The sequence below is a fragment of the Lentzea sp. NPDC059081 genome, from assembly GCF_042738015.1.
Taxonomy (GTDB): Bacteria; Actinomycetota; Actinomycetes; order Mycobacteriales; family Pseudonocardiaceae; genus Lentzea.
In genome coordinates this window covers 111,115-127,587 of sequence record NZ_JBHYGW010000001.1, presented here as the reverse complement: position 1 = coordinate 127,587, position 16,473 = coordinate 111,115, and the positions used below count along the sequence as shown (strand labels likewise).

Annotated in this window: 14 protein-coding genes; 4 read left to right on the top strand and 10 right to left on the bottom strand. The window is 71.8% G+C overall.

What is annotated here, in order from left to right; translation table 11 throughout:
- Positions 1-163 precede the first annotated feature (163 nt).
- The 5 genes from ACFWV3_RS00630 to ACFWV3_RS00610 are packed head-to-tail and all read right to left on the bottom strand — an operon-like array spanning position 164 to position 6,261.
- Entirely contained in the window at positions 164-1,282 is a 1,119-nt protein-coding gene (locus tag ACFWV3_RS00630) for a sialidase family protein (protein WP_382406644.1), read from the bottom strand.
- A gap of 22 nt (positions 1,283-1,304) precedes the next feature.
- Positions 1,305-3,110 carry a glycoside hydrolase family 2 protein gene (locus ACFWV3_RS00625; RefSeq protein ID WP_382406642.1) on the bottom strand — a complete coding sequence of 602 codons (1,806 nt, stop codon included), beginning with the start codon at positions 3,108-3,110 and terminating at the stop codon, positions 1,305-1,307.
- Between the two features lie 24 nt (positions 3,111-3,134).
- Positions 3,135-4,007, bottom strand: coding sequence for a carbohydrate ABC transporter permease (locus ACFWV3_RS00620; RefSeq protein WP_382406640.1), 873 nt, complete (start codon positions 4,005-4,007; stop codon positions 3,135-3,137).
- A complete protein-coding gene (locus ACFWV3_RS00615; protein WP_382406638.1) occupies positions 4,004-4,939 on the bottom strand; it encodes a carbohydrate ABC transporter permease in 936 nt (311 codons plus the stop codon). Before ACFWV3_RS00615 ends, ACFWV3_RS00620 begins: the two co-directional genes overlap by 4 nt.
- 14 nt (positions 4,940-4,953) lie before the next feature.
- On the bottom strand, positions 4,954-6,261 hold the full coding sequence (locus ACFWV3_RS00610; protein ID WP_382406636.1) for an extracellular solute-binding protein: 1,308 nt from the start codon (positions 6,259-6,261) through the stop codon (positions 4,954-4,956).
- A gap of 129 nt (positions 6,262-6,390) precedes the next feature.
- Here ACFWV3_RS00610 and ACFWV3_RS00605 point away from each other — a divergent pair, with 129 nt between their 5' ends.
- The 4 genes from ACFWV3_RS00605 to ACFWV3_RS00590 all read left to right on the top strand — a co-directional run bounded on the left by ACFWV3_RS00605 (position 6,391) and on the right by ACFWV3_RS00590 (position 10,859).
- Positions 6,391-7,398, top strand: a complete 1,008-nt coding sequence (locus ACFWV3_RS00605; protein ID WP_382406634.1) for a LacI family DNA-binding transcriptional regulator — start codon at positions 6,391-6,393, stop codon at positions 7,396-7,398.
- 894 nt (positions 7,399-8,292) lie between these two features.
- Positions 8,293-8,832 carry a hypothetical protein gene (locus ACFWV3_RS00600; protein ID WP_382406632.1) on the top strand — a complete coding sequence of 180 codons (540 nt, stop codon included), beginning with the start codon at positions 8,293-8,295 and terminating at the stop codon, positions 8,830-8,832.
- 9 nt (positions 8,833-8,841) lie between these two features.
- The gene (locus ACFWV3_RS00595) at positions 8,842-10,482 is read left to right on the top strand and encodes a hypothetical protein (protein ID WP_382406630.1); all 1,641 of its coding nucleotides are present in this window, start codon (positions 8,842-8,844) and stop codon (positions 10,480-10,482) included.
- A 14-nt stretch (positions 10,483-10,496) separates the two neighbouring features.
- Positions 10,497-10,859, top strand: a complete 363-nt coding sequence (locus ACFWV3_RS00590) for a hypothetical protein (RefSeq protein ID WP_382406628.1) — start codon at positions 10,497-10,499, stop codon at positions 10,857-10,859.
- 13 nt (positions 10,860-10,872) lie between these two features.
- Here the strand turns inward: ACFWV3_RS00590 and ACFWV3_RS00585 are convergent, their stop codons facing one another.
- From ACFWV3_RS00585 to ACFWV3_RS00565, 5 genes are read right to left on the bottom strand one after another with little or no spacing between them, the layout of a single operon-like run.
- Positions 10,873-13,101: a molybdopterin-dependent oxidoreductase gene (locus ACFWV3_RS00585; RefSeq protein WP_382406626.1), complete on the bottom strand. Its 2,229-nt coding sequence runs from the start codon at positions 13,099-13,101 to the stop codon at positions 10,873-10,875.
- Positions 13,102-13,113: 12 nt separating this feature from the next.
- Complete coding sequence (locus ACFWV3_RS00580; RefSeq protein WP_382406624.1) at positions 13,114-13,692, bottom strand: TetR/AcrR family transcriptional regulator; 579 nt, start codon at positions 13,690-13,692, stop codon at positions 13,114-13,116.
- Positions 13,693-13,735: 43 nt separating this feature from the next.
- Positions 13,736-14,890 (bottom strand): TetR/AcrR family transcriptional regulator, encoded by a 1,155-nt coding sequence (locus ACFWV3_RS00575; RefSeq protein ID WP_382406622.1) that lies wholly within the window; start codon positions 14,888-14,890, stop codon positions 13,736-13,738.
- A 54-nt stretch (positions 14,891-14,944) separates the two neighbouring features.
- A complete protein-coding gene (locus ACFWV3_RS00570; protein ID WP_382406620.1) occupies positions 14,945-15,643 on the bottom strand; it encodes an enoyl-CoA hydratase/isomerase family protein in 699 nt (232 codons plus the stop codon).
- Positions 15,643-16,470 (bottom strand): SDR family NAD(P)-dependent oxidoreductase, encoded by an 828-nt coding sequence (locus tag ACFWV3_RS00565; protein WP_382406618.1) that lies wholly within the window; start codon positions 16,468-16,470, stop codon positions 15,643-15,645. The genes ACFWV3_RS00570 and ACFWV3_RS00565 overlap by 1 nt, the downstream gene beginning before the upstream one ends.
- Positions 16,471-16,473: the final 3 nt, after the last annotated feature.

The window sequence follows — 16,473 nt, the reverse complement described above, 5'->3', positions numbered from 1 at the left end:
TGGACGTTAACAAGCCGCGCAGGCGGGATCAAGCGAAGAACGGAATCGAAAGGTTAGTTCCATCGGAACCGCGTATGCGCCTCACAAGATCGACACGGTGCCGGTGTGGTGAAAGGGTCCACCGGGAACGGCGTGATAATGCCGTTCCCGGTGGACGGTGCGGTCAGAATGCCGCGATACCGGCGTAAACGGTGCTGCTGCCCGACTTGTCCGCAGTGGTCACCTCGGCGAGAGAACGTCCGTCCGAGGAGAACACGAGTGACGGGCTGTAGTTCTGCACCGGTCCAGGAGAACCCACCGAGGGCCCGGCGACCGCGACGGGCGCGGTCCGCTGGGTCCACGTGCCCCCGACCGTGCCGACGAGGACCGCGCCGCCGTTGCCGGACTGGGCCGTGCCGTTCGCGGTCAGCAGCACCTGTCCGATCAAGACCACCGTCGACCCGGTCAGGGCGATCGTCGGGGTGTGGGCGAAGTAGGTGCCGTTGGACGTCGCCGGGCGGCTGCCGGGCGACGTGACCGAACCCCAGCCCAGACCGTCCGACGACGTGCGCAGCATCGCCGCGCAGCCGTAGGTCGGGCCGCAGATCTCGTACGCCATCAGGAACGTGCCGTTGGGCAGCCTGCGGACGCCCGGCATGCCGGGACGGTCGTCGCGGTTGGACACCGCGACGATGTCGCTCGGAGCCGTCCAGTCGACACCGTTGGCCGACGTCGCCTGGACGAGCTTCTGGCTGTGGGCCGAGTCGGTCTCGTCGGAGTAGTACGCGACCAGCCGCCCGTTCGAGGCGACGGCGAACTCGGGCTCCCAGATGCCGCCCGCGTTGCGCGCCGTGGCGATGGTGGCGAGGAACTGCCACGTCCTGCCCTGGTCGGTGCTGCGCCAGGCGCGGATGACCATCGGCTGGCTCGCGCTGTGGTTGTCACCGCCGAAGGACGCCGCCCACAGCAGGGTGCCCGCGGGGAGTCCGCCGACGGCGGAGGGGAGCTCGTACAGCGTGCCGCAGCAGATGCCGCGGGACGCCGTGGGGTCGCTGATCGTCGCGATGGTCCGGTAGGTGCGGCCGTCGGTGCTCGAGTAGATCCTCCCGACGCCCGAGCTGCCGGACGGGAACGCGACCGCACTGGCGAGGTAGGTCCCGTTCGCCGAGCCGGAGTGCTGCAACCGCACCACTCGCGGGTACATGCCGGGGCCGACCTCCGTCCCGGCGGCCATGGCCGGTGTGACGGCCCCCGCCAGGGACACCACGGTGATCAGAATGGCCAGAAACGCTCGCAGACGCATCGTTGTCGCCTCCTGGAATCGGTCATTCGCCGCTCGCACGGCGCTTGGCGCGGCGGTACTCGTCCGCGATCTCCTCGACGGGGATCGCGGCAGCGGGGCGGGTGTTGATCCGGCGCACCTCCTCGACGGGCAGCTTCGGCTGCCGTTCGGCGGTGAGCAGGCCGTTGGTCTCCTGCAACGTGTCGGTGAGCTGCGTGTAGCAGAACCCGGCCACGCCAGGACTTTCGAGCAGTGCGGACGTCAGCTCGTCGTAGCGCTTGAGCAACGCGTCGGCGTCCGCGAGCGTCGCGTAGCCGTGCCACTCCTCCCCCGCCTGCGGGGTGAAGCTCAGGCCGCCGTACTCCGAGAGCATCACCGGGACTCCCGGCACGCGTCCCTCCAGCAGCAGCCGCCGTCCCGCGGGACCGGAACCGGCCAAAGTGGACTCGACGCGGTCCGCGTCCCCGTAGCGGGACAACAACCCCGCGGCGGTCGGGGTGTAGTCGTGCAGGCCGTAGATGTCGCTGACCGTGTGCTCCCAGCCGTCGTTGGAGATCACCGGCCGGGTCGGGTCCAGCGCCTTCGTCAGGTGGTACAGCGCCGTCGTGAACGCGCGCTGCGCCGGGTCGGTGGCGAGGTGGTCGACGCCCCAGCTCTCGTTGATCGGGACCCACGCCACCACGCACGGGTGGCTGACGTCGCGGCGGACCACCTCCGTCCACTCGCGACTGATCCGCTCGGCCGAGGCCGGCGAGAACGCGTAGGCGCTCGGCATCTCACCCCACACGAGCAGGCCGATCCGGTCGCAGTGGTGCAGGAACCTCGGGTCCTCGACCTTCTGGTGCACTCGCACGCCGGTGAACCCGAGGTCCTTGACCAGCTGGGCCTCGCGGAGCAGCTCGTCGTCCGAGGCGGCGAGGTGCGACTGCGGCCAGTACCCCTGGGCCAGCACCATCCGCGGGAAGTACGGGGCGTCGTTGAGCGTGAACCGGCCTTCCCGCACGCCGACCTCGCGCAGTCCGAGGTAGCTGTGCACGACGTCGGTCGCGGTCGCGCCGGAGAGTTCGAGGTCGGCGTCGATCAGCACAGGACGTTCCGGCGACCACAGCAACCGGTGCAGCTCCTGGCGGTTGCCCGCGAGCGGCAGGTGGATCGTGAGCCTCGCGCGGTCGCCCCGCACGACCGCCGACTGCTCGGCGAGCACCTCGTCGTCCAGCCGCAGCCGGACGTCGAGGCGGTGCCCGGCCGGCACGCCGCCGACCGCGGCCTCCAGCTCCACCAGGCCCTCGAACGGTTTCGGCGTCCAGCGGACCGAGTCGATCCACACCGGCGGCACGAGCTCCAGCCACACGGGCTGCCAGATCCCGGTGGTGCGGTGGTACCAGATGTCGTGCGGCTCGGCCCGCCAGTCCTGCTTGCCGCGCGCCTGGTACGGGTCGTCGCGGTCCTCGGCCCGCACGACCAGCACCTGCTCGTCGCCGTCGCGCAGCGCCGCGGTGATGTCCGCGGAGAACGGGGTGTGGCCGCCCTCGTGCGTCGCGACCAGCTGTCCGTTGACCCACACCGACGCCCGGTGGTCGACCGCGCCGAAGTGCAGCAGCACCCGGTGCCCTGACGGGTCGACGCCGAACGTGCGGCGGTACCAGACGACGGGGTGGTACCCGGTGTCGCCGATGCCGCTCGCCGCGGACTCCGGCGGGTACGGCACGGTGATCACGCGGTCGAACGCCGCGCCGGTCGAGTGCCAGTGCTCGTCGAGGCCCGCCTCGGCGTCGTCGGAGGCGAACTGCCACTCGCCGCACAGGTCGGTCCAGGTCGCCCGCGTCAGCTGGGGACGGGGGTGGGTCATCGGTGTGCTCCTTCGGAAAACGGGTCAGCCCTTGAGCCCGGTGCTGGTGACGCCTTCGACGATGCGGCGCTGGAAGAACAGGAACAGCAGGACCAGCGGCAGCGCGCCGAGGATCGAGGACGCCATGACGTCGGCGTACCGCTCGCCGAACGAGCCCTGCACGGTGGCGAGTCCGACCGGGACGGTCATCAGCGCCGGGTTCGACACCGCGATCAACGGCCAGAGCAGGTTGTTCCACGTCCAGACGAAGGTGAAGATCGCGACGGCGGAGATGGCCGGGCGGCTCAGCGGCAGCACGATCCGACGGTAGAGCGTCCACGGGCTCGCCCCCTCGACCAGGGCGGCCTCCTCGATCTCGCGCGGGATCGAGTCGAAGAACTGCTTGAAGACGAACACCGCGATCGCCGAGGGCACCTGCGGCAGGATCACCGCCCAGTAGGTGTTGAGCAGCCCGAACGCGCCGAGCTCGCGGAACCACGGCACGATCAGCACCTGGCCGGGGATCACGATGCCGGCGAGCACGACCAGGAACACCGCCCGCTTGCCGCGAAAGCGCAGCCGGGACAGCGCGAACGCGGCCATGCTGGCGGTGACCAGCGTCAGCACGACGGTGAGGACCGACGTGATCGCGCTGGACAGGTACCAGTTCAGCACGTCGCCCTGCGCGAACAGCGCGAGGTAGGAGTGCAGCGTCAGGTCACCGCTGCCGGCGATCTCCGCCGCGCCCCTGGCCGCGGTCGTGTTCTCCACCAGCGAGGTGCGGACCGCGAAGACCGTCGGGAGCACCCACAGCAGCGCGAACAGCACGACCACGACGAGGCACAGCACGTCGAAGGCCCTGGTCGCCGATCCGGTGTGCGTGCGGCGGCCGGGCGCCGCCGGGCTGAGCGCGGTCATCGGGTCACCTCGCGGCGGCGGGTGGCGAGCAGCCAGAGGCCGGACACCAGCAGGATGAGCAGGAAGTAGAGCATCGACGCGGCCGAGGCGGCGCCCACCCGGTAGTCGGTGAACCCCGTGTCGTAGACGTACTCCAGCACCGGCCGGGTGTCCGCGGCGCCCATCGTCATCAGGTAGATCTGGTCGAACACCTTCAGCGACGCGATCAGCTGCAGCGCGGTGACCAGCGCGGTGGTGCGGCCGAGCAGCGGCACGGTGATCCGGGTGGTCTGCTGCCACGGGCTCGCGCCGTCGATCGCCGCGGCCTCGTAGAGCTCGCGCGGGATGTCCTGCAGCCCGGCCAGGTACAGCACGAAGTTGAAGCCCAGCGTCCACCAGAGCGTGACGCCCGCGACCGACGCCATGGCCCAGTCCGGGTCGCCGAGCCACGACGGCGGGTCGACGCCGACCGAGCTCAGCACGGTCGCGAGCCCGCCGCTGTCCGGGGTGAGGATGAAGATCCAGATCAGCGCGACGGTCGCCGAGGGCAGGATGTAGGGCAGGAAGAAGGCGAACCGGAACAGCCGGTTGCCGCGCCCGACCCGGTTCACCAGGACGGCGAGCACCAGGCTCAGCACCACCAGCGGCGGTGTCGTGTACAGCGTGAACAGCACGGTGTTCCACAGCGCTGCCCAGAAGTCGGCGCCGGTGAGGAGCTCGGCGAAGTTGCCGAAGCCGACGGCGTCGCCCAGGCCGGGTTTGACCAGGCTCGTGTCGAAGAAGGACAGGACGAACCCGTAGGCCGCCGGTCCGAGCACGAACAGCAGGTACAGCAGGCCGAACGGGGCGAGGAACAACCACGGTGCCCCGTTGGCACGTGGGGGTTTCGCAGTGCTTGCGGTGTCCGTTGTGGACGGTGTGGCGCGCGGGGGCGCCACCGTGGCGCTGGTCATGGCGGTCCTCCCGGTCAGAGCGGGCTGGGGGTGGCGGCGTACCCGGCGAGCTGGTCCCGGATGGCGCGGACCGCCTCGTCCGGGCCGGCGAGTCCCTGTCTGGCGAGGGCGACCTGCGAGCCGGCCAGCGTCTGCATGGCCGACCCCGCGCCCGCGTACCAGGCGGGTGGGTCGTAGACGGCGATGTCCTTGGTGGGGGCCGTGCTGGCCACCGGCTCGTAGCCGCGGAACCAGTCCCCTTCGAGCACCGGCCGGTAGACCGGGAGAGCGCCGCCCTGCGCCCAGACGTCGGTGTTCTCCAGGAAGAACTTCGCGAACCCGAGCGCGCGCCGCAGGTCCTGGTCGGTGCGCGGGAAGACCAGGGTGTGGCTGTCGGCGAACGCGGCCGGGCGGCCGAAGAGCTGCGGGATCGGCGCGAGCGAGAAGGGCACCTCCGCGTCGGTGACCGTCGGGACCTGCCAGGCGCCGTGGATCAGGAAGGCGCTCTGCCCGGAGGCGAAGAGCGACACCGAGGTGACGTCGGTGGCCGTGTCGGGGCTCAGTCCGGCCGCGGTCAGCTCGCGCAGCCACCGCAGGCTCTCCGCGGCCGTCCGGTCGTCCATGGTGATGCGCGTGCCGTCGTCGCCCAGCAGCGGCGGGCCGCCCATCTGCGTGTAGACGGTGTCGAAGATCCGCCAGTTCGACGACGGGTCGGCGATGACCGGGGACACCAGCCCCCACTTGGCACCCGCTCCGGTCGCGGCCTTCAGCGCCGCGCGGAACGCGGCCTCGCCGGTGATCGGCCTGAGGCGGCCGTTGTCGAGCAGTCCGGCCCGGCCGCAGATCTCGGTGTTGTAGTAGAGGACGAGCCCGCCGATGTCGACCGGCAGACCGTAGGCCTTGCCCCCGACCAGGCCCGACCGCCACACCGAGGCGTCGAACTGCGTGCCGTCGATGCCCGCTCCCGCCAGCATCTGCGGCGTGAGCTCGGTGAGCAGGCCCGCGCGGGCGAAGTTGGACAGCCGCGACAGGTGGCAGACCGCCACGTCCGGCGGGCGGTCGCCGACGATCGAGAGGGAGAGCTTCGTGTAGTACGGGCTCCCCCACGCCAGCGTGGTCGCCTCGAGCGACCCGGCCCCGTGCGCGGCCCGGTAGCGCTCGAAGATCGTCTGGGCGCGGGCGCCGTCACCGCCGGACCACAGGTTCCAGAACTTGACCTGCTCCGGCTGGAGCGGCGTACCCGCGAGCCCGCTCGCGAGCGGGCTGCCGCACGCGGCGGTGGCGAGGGCGGTCCCGCCCAGCGCCATCACCCGCAGCGCCTGCCTCCGGTTGAGTCTCACCATCGAGCGCCTCCGCGTTGAGGACTTCAGGTGGTGGCGTCCGGGCGACACGCTCCCGTTTGCCACGTGGCACATGTTTACCACGTGGCAAAATGGCAGGACAAGAAGTTCCGTTCCGGAAGGATTCACACGGTGGCGGCTACTCAGCGCGACGTCGCACTACGGGCGGGCGTCTCGACGCGGACGGTCTCGAACGTCGTCAACGACTACGAGCACATCAGCGAGGACGTCCGCCGCCGCGTCCTGGCCGCCATCGACGAGGTCGGCTACCGCCCGAACCGCGCGGCCCGCAGCCTGCGCACCGGCCGCAGCGGCCTGATCGCCCTGGCCTTCCCGGAGTTCGACGTGGGCTACTTCGCCGAACTGGCCCGCCTGGTCGTGCACGAGGCCGAACGCCGCGGCTACACCGTGCTCGTCATGCAGACCCTCGGCGAACGAGGCCGCGAAACCGCCCTGCTGCACCGCATCGACCGCCAACTGGTCGACGGCCTGCTCTTCAGCGCCTCCGCCTGCGAACCGGCCGACATCGAGAACAGCGACACCGGCCCCCTCGTCCTGCTGGGCGAACACGACATCCCCGGCATCGACCGCATAGCCATCGACAACGTGGCCGCCGCCCGCGCCGCCACCCGCCACCTGGTCGACCAGGGCTGCCGGCGCATCGCCTTCATCGGCCGGGCCCGCGACTTCCGGTCCGACATGGCCGAACAGCGCATCGACGGGTACACGCAGGAGCTCGCCGCCGCCGGGTTGCCGTTCCGGCAGGTGGTGGAGGTGGACGGCTACCACCGGGCGCACGGCTTCGCAGCGGTGCGGTCGTTGCTGCTCGAGTCGTCCGAGATCGACGGTTTGTTGTGCGCCAACGATCCTGTCGCGCTCGGGGCGATGCACGCGTTGAACGAGGCCGGGTTCCGGGTGCCGTCCGACATCGCCGTGGTGGGGTTCGACGACATCGACGACAGCGCTTACGGGTTGGTGCCGTTGACTTCGGTGTCGCCGGACAAGGCGCGGATCGCTTCGCTGGCGGTGAGCCGGTTGATCGAGCGGATCGGCGGGGTGGAGGAGGCGGGGCGGTTGCACTTGGTGGGGTTCGAGTTGGCGGTTCGGGCCAGTTCGTCTCGGGTGGGTGGGGTCGGGTGAGCGCGGCGGGGTGGCTGGGATGCGGGGTTGAGTGAGCACGGCAGAGTGGCCGGGACGCGAGAGATGGATGTCCGGGTGGGGTGAGCTCGGTGGGGTGAGCGGGACGGGGTGGCCGGGTGGGGGCGTACCGGAGTGCGGATATGGGCTCGGCGCGCGCAGCCAACCCACGCATCGCGAACCCACACACGGGCCGCCAGGCCGTGCGCGCGTCGCCATACCACCTACACGTCACCAACCTGTGCGCGCGTTGCCAAGCCGTGCACGCGCGGGCACGCCATGCACGCGTAGTGGTGCCGTGCGCGCGTAGTGGTGCCGTGCGCGCGTAGCCAAGCCGTGCGCGCGTAGCGATGCCACGCTCCAGCGGTGCCATGTGCACCTCGCTACGCGCGAGCAGCAGTGCCGTGCGTGCGTAGCAGTGCCGTGCGTGCGTAGCAGTGCCGTGCGCGCGTAGCAGTGCCGTGCGCGCGTAGCGGCGGCGTGCGCGCGTAGCGGCGGCATACAGGCCGTGCCGTGCGCGTCTGGTCGTGTACGCCTCACCCCTGCGGTCCCACCCTCGCCCACTGGCCGATCAGCCACCCAGTCCGTTTGCCCCTCTCCTCCCACCCAGAACGCTTGCCTCTCGCCCGCCCAGCCCCCTCGCGTTCTCCGCCCCCGCCCACCTCGTCCCGACCCGCCCACCCAGCCCGCCCACCCAGCCCGCTTACCCCTCGCCCACCCAGCCCGCTCGCCCTCCACGCCCCACCCACCTCGCCCCGACCCCCTCCACTCCCCCCACCTGCCCCCTGTTCGGCCCCCTCCCTCCCCCACCCATACGCCAATCGGCCGTCGCCCCCAATCCCTTACTACATCTAGGTTTGCGGGGTGACAGGCCAGGGGGAACCTCACTTACCGCGCTTGCTCGACCCCGGCGTCGCCGTCCTCGTCGGCTTCGTCGTCCTGGTCGGCAACCCGTGGCTGAACCTCGACCTCACGATCGCGCTGACCGACTCCGACTCGAGCCTGCGCGTCGCCACCGTGCTGATCTCCTACCCGACCTGGCAGGTGGACCTCGACCGGGCCGGCTCGTTCCTGTTCTGGTTCTGGAACCTGCGGACGGTGCTGTTCGTGGTGCTGGCCGTCCTCGGGTTGGCGCGGGTGCGGCGGTGGGCCGGGGACAAGGGCGGGCTGTTCGTCACCACCGTGGGCATGATCGCGCTCAGCGCGGTGGCGGCCGGGCTGGTGTCGGGGCTGGTGGCGACCACGCTGCTCGACGACGGCGGGTCGTTGCCCTACCTCGTTCCCGGTGAGTCGGACGAGTTCTTCGTGAGCCAGCTCGGGTCGTCGGCCGCGTTCGGGGTGGTGTTCGGGGCGATCATCGGTGGTGTCGTGGCGATGCCGCGATCGAGGCCGGCCAGTCGTGAACGTCGGGTCAGCCCGCCGAAGTCGTTGTGGTGAAGGGGATCGATGAGCCAGCCGACCGCATTCTCCCCCGAGGACACGACGCGGTACCTGTGCGTCGCGGCCAGGACCGACGAGGGGTTCGCCGAGCGGATGAGCCGGGCGTTGTTGTACGACGACCTGCACGCGGCGGCGCCGTCGGTCGGGTTCTCGTTGCGGGCCGTGTTGTTGCACGCGTTGGCCGGTGTGCGGCAGCGGCGGGTGCGGGACTGGTGTCTGCTCGTGGCAACGGCGTTGGCGCTCGTGCTGTCTCCACTGTGGACGATCGTGGCGTTGCTGGTGGTGCTGCCGGTCACCGGGGGTCTCGCGAAGCGCGCGGCCGAGTCGCGGCGGTTGCGTGATGTCGGGATCGCGTTGTCGGCGTTGGCGGTTCTGCTGGTGGTGACCGTGTGGCTGGTGTCCGCGCTCGGTGTCGCGCCGGAACCGACGCGCGGCCGGCCTCGACCGGAGCCGCCGGTCGACGAGTGGCTGGTCGGTCTGCCCTGGCTCGCGTTGCTGACAGGGCTGGTCATGTACGGGCTGGTGGTGTGGCACGAGTGGCGGATCCGGCAGACGTTGCTGAGCGAGCTCACCCGTGCGTCGTTCAGCCCTGACGCGGCGCCGCCGTTGCCGGCGAGCCAGGCGTGGCTGGGCGAACGGCTGGCGGCGGTCGACGAGGCCGAGCGCGGGAACGTGACGGTCTACGACGGCTTCACGCCGTTCATCGGGCACGGGCCGCTGGTGTCCACGTGGTCGTTCGCGCTGCCGTCACTGCACCGCGACTCCGACACCGAGACCGTGGTGCCCCTGGACTCCGCCGAGCTGGTCACCCACGTGCGGGAGCGGCTCGCGGGCGTCGGTGCCGAGCCCGACGAGCTGCCGGGGCTGTTCCTCACCGAGCGGGCGTTCGTCAGCGGCAACGCCCTCGTCATGCACCCGGCCCTGCTGCCGGAGCGGGACCAGGCACCGCGGCAGCACCTGCCCGCCGACGACCTGGCCCTGCTCGCCGCGCGTCCGCACGGTTCGGCGCGGCACTACCTCTGCGCGCAGGTGCCGTCCTGGGGCGGCGAGGTGGTGGCGAGCACGTTCCTGCACTTCTCCACCGACGGACGGCTGCTCTACCTGCAGTGCGACCGGACGGTGCTGGGCCCGTTGTGGCAGCAGTACCACGACGTCGACAGGATCAGCCCGGTGCTCACCGCCGGCGCGGTCGGCCGCATGCTGGTCAGGGCGGCGAGCGGGCTGGCGGGCGCGGTGCCGCGCGCGCCGTTCCGGGTCGTGCGCGACCTGAGCTTCCACTGGCGCTGGGACCGGCACCGCGCCGTCGAGCGGGCGATCGCGCAGCAGGACCTCGGGTACAGCTACGGCGCCCGGTTCAGCGTCCGCGAGGAGGCCACGGACACCAACTACCACAACTACTTCCAGAAGACCGACGCCGCCAAGCACCTCAAGCTGATAGAACGGCACGTGCTGGCCGCCCTGCTCGACTTCCTCGACGCGCGCGGCGTGGACACGACCGAGTTCCGCCACCGCCAGATGACGATCCTCAACCAGGGCATCATCCAGACCGGCGGCATCAGCAACGTGGGCAACCAGGCGGTCGGCAGCGAGGCCACCGCGACGGCGCAGTTCGCCACGCCGGAGCCCGCCACCGGGAAACCGGCGTGACAGAAGGGAAACCCATGCCGGAAGGCACCCCGAACTACGGCATCCAGCAGTCCGGCGGCACCAGCAACGTCGGCAACCAGGCCGTCGGCCAGCACGCCCGCGCGACCAGCCACGGCATGCACTTCACCGTCGCGCCTGCGACCGACGAGCTGCTGGCCAGGCTGATGACGTTGCTCGACAGCCACCGCGCCGAGCTCCCCGACGAGGTCGACGACACCGCAGAGGAGCTGCAGGACGAGCTGGAGTCGCCGGAACCGGACCGCGGGGTGATCGCACGGACCCTGGAACGGCTCACGAACATGGTGAAGCCGGTCGCCCCGCTGGTGGAGACCGTCGGCGAACTGACGAAGGCGGTCGACTCCGCGTTCGGGAGCTGACCGCCCTCACCCGTCAGGTCAGCGGTTCGAGCCGCGCCGGCACGTGCTTGTGCCACGGCGTGCCGGCCCACTCGTCGCGGTCCTCGGCGGCGGTCAGCTCGTTCGGCGCGACGCCGGTGCGCTCCTGCACCGTCAGCCCGAGACCGTTGGGCAGCGAGATGTGGCCGGACCGCATGGTGTCGGTGGCGTCCACGGACACCTCCGCGCTGCCGCGCCGGGTGGTGAGCCGGACGCGGTCGCCCGTCGCGACGCCCAGCCGCGTCGCGTCGGTGACGCTCATCCGCAGCCGGCCGTCCTGGTCGCGGCGCCGCCAGCTCGGGTCGCGCATGATCGTGTTCGCCGTGAACGCACGCCGTTCGCCCGCCGACAGCACGAACGGCCAGTCGGCGTCCTGGCCCGGCACAGGCCTGTCCCGCAACGCCTTCACGGCGGCGAGCAGGTCCGGCACGTCGAGGTTGACCCGCTCGCCGGACATCCGCTCCCAGGCGACGTCGTACTCGTCGTCGGTGATGTGCACGCCGTGCGCGCCGGTGACGATCGCCTCGAAGAGCCGCTCCCCCGCCGCGAGCCCGGTGCCGTACCCGGCTTTCTCGACCCCGGCCGGGTTCTTGCGGGCGCACTCGTGCGCGGCCATCCACAGCACCGCGGCGGCGGACGCGTCGTGCGGCAGGGTCGGCCCGAGCGTGCGGTACAGCAGGACGGGCGCGAGCCGCCGCTTCACCGGGTCCGCGACGGCCGCGAGGAACGCCTGCGCGAACTCGGCACGTCCGGCGGCCGCGGCGGCGCGCAAAGGTGCGTAATCGGCCTCGGTGAGCGCACCCGACGCCTCGACGAGCCGGGCGTGGATCTCCGGTTCGGGCAGCACGCCCTCCGGTGCGGGCACGACGGGGTGGCGCAGGTGGAAGACGTTGCGCGGGAAGTCGAAGTTGAAGAACGTCGCCTCGAACTTCTCGAACTGGGTCGGCGCGGGCAGCACGTAGTCGGCCAGGCGCGCGGTCTCGGTCATCGCGATGTCGATGACGACCACGAGCTCCAGCGCGGCGAGCGCCTCCCGCATCCTGGCCGAGTCGGCCAGCGAGTGCGCGGGGTTCGCGCTCTCGACCAGCATCGCCCGATAGCGCTTCGGGTGGTCGGTGAGGATCTCCTCCGCGATCACGTTGCACGGCACCAGACCGGTGATGATCCGCGCGCCCGCGACCGGGCTGCGCGGGCCCTGGTCGCCGGCGTACCCGCGGTCCCGGCCGATCGGCACGAGGCTCGACGGCACGTACTGGGTGCCGCGCTTGCCGAAGTTGCCGGTGAGCAGCCAGACGAGCTTCTCGACGTAGCTCACGAGCGTGGAGTCGCGGTTCATCTGGACACCGAGGTCCTCGACCACGGCGACGGACTCCGCGGCGGCGATCCGTGCGGCCACCGCGCGCACCTGCGTCTCCTCGACGTCGGCGACGGCGCAGTAGTCGGCGACCGGCACCTCCCGCAGGACCTCGGTGACGGCGTCGAGCCCGTTGGCGTGCTCGGCGAGCCAGTCGGCGGCGATCAGGTCGTCCTGCACCAGCACCGCGGCGAGCGCGGTCAGCAGGTAGACGTCCGTACCGGGCCGCACCTGGAGGTGGAAGTCGGCCAGCTCCGCGGTCTCGGTGCGCACCGGGTCGATCACGATCATCGACCGGGCCGGGTCCTTGCCGATCTCCTTGAGCACCGAGCGGGCACGCGGGAACCCGTGCGACTGGTAGGGGTTCTTGCCGACGAACAACGCGACCTCGCAGTGCTCGAAGTCCGCGCGGGTCATGGTGCCGATCATGCGGGCGCTGACCCAGAACTCGCCGGTCTTCTCCTGCGCGAGCGCGGACGAGCGGTAGCGGGCGCCGAACGCGGCCAGCGTGGCGGGCGAGTACGCGCCGCCGAGGTGGTTGCCCTGCCCTCCGCCGCCGTAGTAGAAGATCGTCTCCCCGCCGAACGCGTCGCGGACCTCGCCGAGACGCGCCGCGATCTCACTGATCGCCGTGTCCCAGCCGATCTCCTCGAACGTGCCGTCGTCCTTGCGCCGCAACGGGTGCGTGATCCGGCCGGTGTCGCCGTTCTGGTGCAGGTCGAGCCGCAGCGCCTTGTTGCACGTGTAGCCGGCGGAGGCGGGGTGCAGCTTGTCGCCGCGGATCTTGTCGAACGACCGGCCGTCCTCGCCGACGAGGATCTCGATGCCGCAGTTGCACTCGCAGAGGATGCAGGCGCTGGGTTTCCACATGGGGCCGGGCTCCTAGTCTCGTCGCTGCAGCAGGGGCGCGACCTCGACGAGCACGTCGTCGAGCGGCCCGAGGTCGCGGTGCGCGCGGCAGAGGATGATCGCGCCCTCGATCACGGACACGACCAGCGTGGCGAGCCGCTGCGCACGTGCTGGGTCGAAGCCGTTGTCGCGCAGGGCTTCGGACAGGCTGGCCTGCCATCGCGCGAAGATCTCCCGGACCACCTCACCGGCGTCGGGAACGATGTCGCGGCTGTCCATGGCCATCGCCGCGACCGGGCAGCCCGCGCGGTAGTCGGTCCTGGTCAGCGCGCGCTTCCAGAACGCGACCAGCCGCTCGACCATCTGCCGGACGTCCCCCTCGGCGGCCGACTCGCTGACCATGGCGGCGATGTAGTCACCGGCCTGGCGGACGGCGCCGAGGACCATCTCGTTCCGGCCGCCGGGGAAGTGGTGGTAGACGGACCCGCGCGGCGCACCGCTGTGGGCCAGCACCGCGTCGACGGTGACGCCCGCCGCGCCGCGTTCGCGCAGGAGGAGGACGGCGCTGTCGAGCATGCGCTGCTTGGTGGTCCGCTTCACCCGGTCGCCCATCACACCCCCTCGATCAGGAGTATGGCAGAGACCATAATCCGTGTCACGGAAGTCCGAGCAGCCTCGCGCAGAGGACCTCCACCGCGCCGCGGACACCGGTGGCGTTGCGCAGGTGCGGGGTGCGGGCCGTGTCGTTGACCACCGACAACGCCGCGTGCACCCGGATCCGGGCGGTGGCCTGGTCGAGGTCGGGGTGGTGCAGGCGCAGCAGGTGGATCCACTCGTCGACGTAGTGGCGCTGGGTCTGCCGCAGCTCGTGCCTGGTGTCGGCCGGGAGGTGGTCCAGGTCGGTCACCAGCAGGCCGAACACCTCGTGGTGGGCGTGGGTCAGGCCCACGTAGGAACGCACCAGGCGGCGCAGGGCGTCGGCCGGGTCTGAGGCTTCGGCGTAGGCGGTGGTGGCGTCCACGGCCAGCACCGCCGCCGCCCGGCGCACCGGGGTCAGCAGCAGGTCGAGCTTCGTGGGCCAGTGGTTGTAGACGCTCGGCCCGGCGATGCCCACGGCCTTGCCCACGTCCTCGATGCCGACCCGGGCGTAGCCGTGTTCGGTGAACAGGCGCACGGCGGCGGTCAGGAGCTGCTCACGGCGGGTCGCCGGGACGCGGGGCTCCTGCCCGGCCGGCCGGGAGCGCCGGACGTCGGGCACCTCCGAGGAGCGCACGGTGGCGGCCAGGTCGGCGATCAGCTGGTCGAACGCCGGCCTGGGCAGGTCGGCGCGGTGGTAGGACGGGCTCGCCACGACCGCGAGCATCGACCACGCCAGCAGGTCGGCGGCCGGTTCGCCGAGATCGGGGCGCGCGGCACGGACGTCCGCGGTGACGCACTCGCCGATGGCACGCATGCGGGCTCGCAGCCGGGCGTGGTCCTCCGGAGCGAGGTGGCGCACCTCGCGGTGCCAGAGCAGGCCGAAGCGCCGGTCGTCGAGCGAGCCGCCGGCCAGGGCGGTGAGCACGACGCCCTGGCTCGTCACCAGGTCCTCGACCGGGGTGAGGCTCGCGTCGACCACCGCGGCCAGGAGGTCCTGCTTGCTCGACACGTGCCGGTAGAGCGCGGACGCGCCGATGCCCACGGCCTCCGCGACGTCGCTCATGGCCACCTGGTCGTAGCCGCGGTCGGCGAACAGCTCGCCCGCCGCAGCGAGGATCAGGTCCCGCCGGTTGCGCGGTCGCGTGCGGCGCGCCGGTGGGGCCTCGGTCATGTGCTCGGACCTCCCGCTCGGGAACGCGTGCACGGCGATCTTCCCCGACGGGTCTCAGCGCGCGGCCAGGCGGGCCTGGTCCGCGTTCTCGCGCTCGACCTGGCCCGCGACGGCGTCCAGCAACGCCGCGTCGACCAGCTTCCTGGTGGCGAGGGCGGCTGCGGGGTTCGTGGCGAGACGCAACGCGAGAGCGTGGGCGCGCGGGACCACGTCGTCCACGCACGCCCAGATCAGGCCCCAGCGCTCGGCCTGCTCCGCGCTCACCCGCTCCCCCGTCAACGCCATCCCCAGCGCACGGGCCCTGCCGGCCGACCGCGCCAGCGCCCAGGTCGCTCCCACGTCCGGCACGAGCCCGAGCTCGGGCACCTGCGGCAGCAGGAAGTACGCCGACCGGTCGGCGAGCGTCACGTCCGCGAGCAGCGCGAGACCCACCGCGCCGCCCACGCACGGCCCGTTGACGGCCGACACCACCGGCACCGGGCACGACGTGATGGCGGCGACCAGCGGCGTCACGCTCTCCGCCATGAACTCCCCGACCTGCCCTGCCCGCGCGAGCGAGGCCAGCAGCTCCAGGTCCGCCCCGGCGGAGAACGCCCGGCCCGCGCCGGTGATCACGACCGCGCGGGCGTCGCGCCCGGCCTCGCCGACCGCCGCGGTCAGCGCGTCCACCAGCTCCCTGGTCAACGCGTTGAGCCGAGCCGGCCGGTCCAGGACCAGCGTCACCACTCCGTCGGCTTCCGAGGTGCGCAGCATCAGATCATGAACCCGCCGCCGCAGACGACGGTCTGCGCGCTGACGTAGTCCGACTCCGGCAGGCAGAACAGCACCACGGCACCCGCGGCCTCGGCGGGCGTGCCCGCGCGCCCCAGCGGGACCATCCGCTCCATCGCGGCGAGCAGGTCCGGGTTCACGCCGACCTTGATCTCCTGGCCCTGCACGTCGATCGTCGCGTCGCCGTCCACCGGCTCGGTGAGCCGGGTCTTGATCAGTCCGAACGCGACGGTGTTCACGGTGACGTTGTAGCGGCCCCACTCCTTCGCCAGCGCCTTGGTCAGCCCGGTCACGCCCGCCTTGGCCGCGGCGTAGTTCGCCTGGCCCGCGTTGCCGCCGAGTCCCGCGATCGACGAGATGTTGACGACCTTGCGGCAGTGCACGGGTCGTCCCGCCTGCTTCGCGTCCTTCACCAGGCCGGAGATCACCGGCTGGGCCGCGCGCAGGATGCGGAACGGCGCCTTCAGGTGCACGTCGAGGATGGCGTCCCACTGCTCGTCGGTCATCTTCTGCACCACCGAGTCCCACGTGTACCCGGCGTTGTTGACGATGATGTCCAGGCCGCCGAACGCGTCCACGGCGGTGCCGACGAACCGGTCGGCGAACCCGTCCTCGGTGACGCTGCCCGCGCACACGACCGCCCGGCCACCGCGCGCCTCGACGGCCGCGACGGTCTCCTTGGCCGGTCCCTCGTCGAGGTCGTTGACGACGACCGCGGCGCCCTCGGCGGCGAGCTGCAGCGCGATCTCCGCGCCGATGCCGCGCCCGGACCCGGTCACCAGCGCGACCCTGCCGTCCAGCTTTCCCATGGC

Coding starts and splice junctions, on each gene's coding strand:
- ACFWV3_RS00630 (WP_382406644.1), bottom strand. CDS start 1,282: ATGCGTCTGCGAGCGTTTCTGGCCATTCTGATCACCGTGGTGTCCCTG.
- ACFWV3_RS00625 (WP_382406642.1), bottom strand. CDS start 3,110: ATGACCCACCCCCGTCCCCAGCTGACGCGGGCGACCTGGACCGACCTG.
- ACFWV3_RS00620 (WP_382406640.1), bottom strand. CDS start 4,007: ATGACCGCGCTCAGCCCGGCGGCGCCCGGCCGCCGCACGCACACCGGA.
- ACFWV3_RS00615 (WP_382406638.1), bottom strand. CDS start 4,939: ATGACCAGCGCCACGGTGGCGCCCCCGCGCGCCACACCGTCCACAACG.
- ACFWV3_RS00610 (WP_382406636.1), bottom strand. CDS start 6,261: ATGGTGAGACTCAACCGGAGGCAGGCGCTGCGGGTGATGGCGCTGGGC.
- ACFWV3_RS00595 (WP_382406630.1), top strand. CDS start 8,842: ATGAGCCAGCCGACCGCATTCTCCCCCGAGGACACGACGCGGTACCTG.
- ACFWV3_RS00590 (WP_382406628.1), top strand. CDS start 10,497: ATGCCGGAAGGCACCCCGAACTACGGCATCCAGCAGTCCGGCGGCACC.
- ACFWV3_RS00585 (WP_382406626.1), bottom strand. CDS start 13,101: ATGTGGAAACCCAGCGCCTGCATCCTCTGCGAGTGCAACTGCGGCATC.
- ACFWV3_RS00580 (WP_382406624.1), bottom strand. CDS start 13,692: ATGGGCGACCGGGTGAAGCGGACCACCAAGCAGCGCATGCTCGACAGC.
- ACFWV3_RS00575 (WP_382406622.1), bottom strand. CDS start 14,890: ATGACCGAGGCCCCACCGGCGCGCCGCACGCGACCGCGCAACCGGCGG.
- ACFWV3_RS00570 (WP_382406620.1), bottom strand. CDS start 15,643: ATGCTGCGCACCTCGGAAGCCGACGGAGTGGTGACGCTGGTCCTGGAC.
- ACFWV3_RS00565 (WP_382406618.1), bottom strand. CDS start 16,470: ATGGGAAAGCTGGACGGCAGGGTCGCGCTGGTGACCGGGTCCGGGCGC.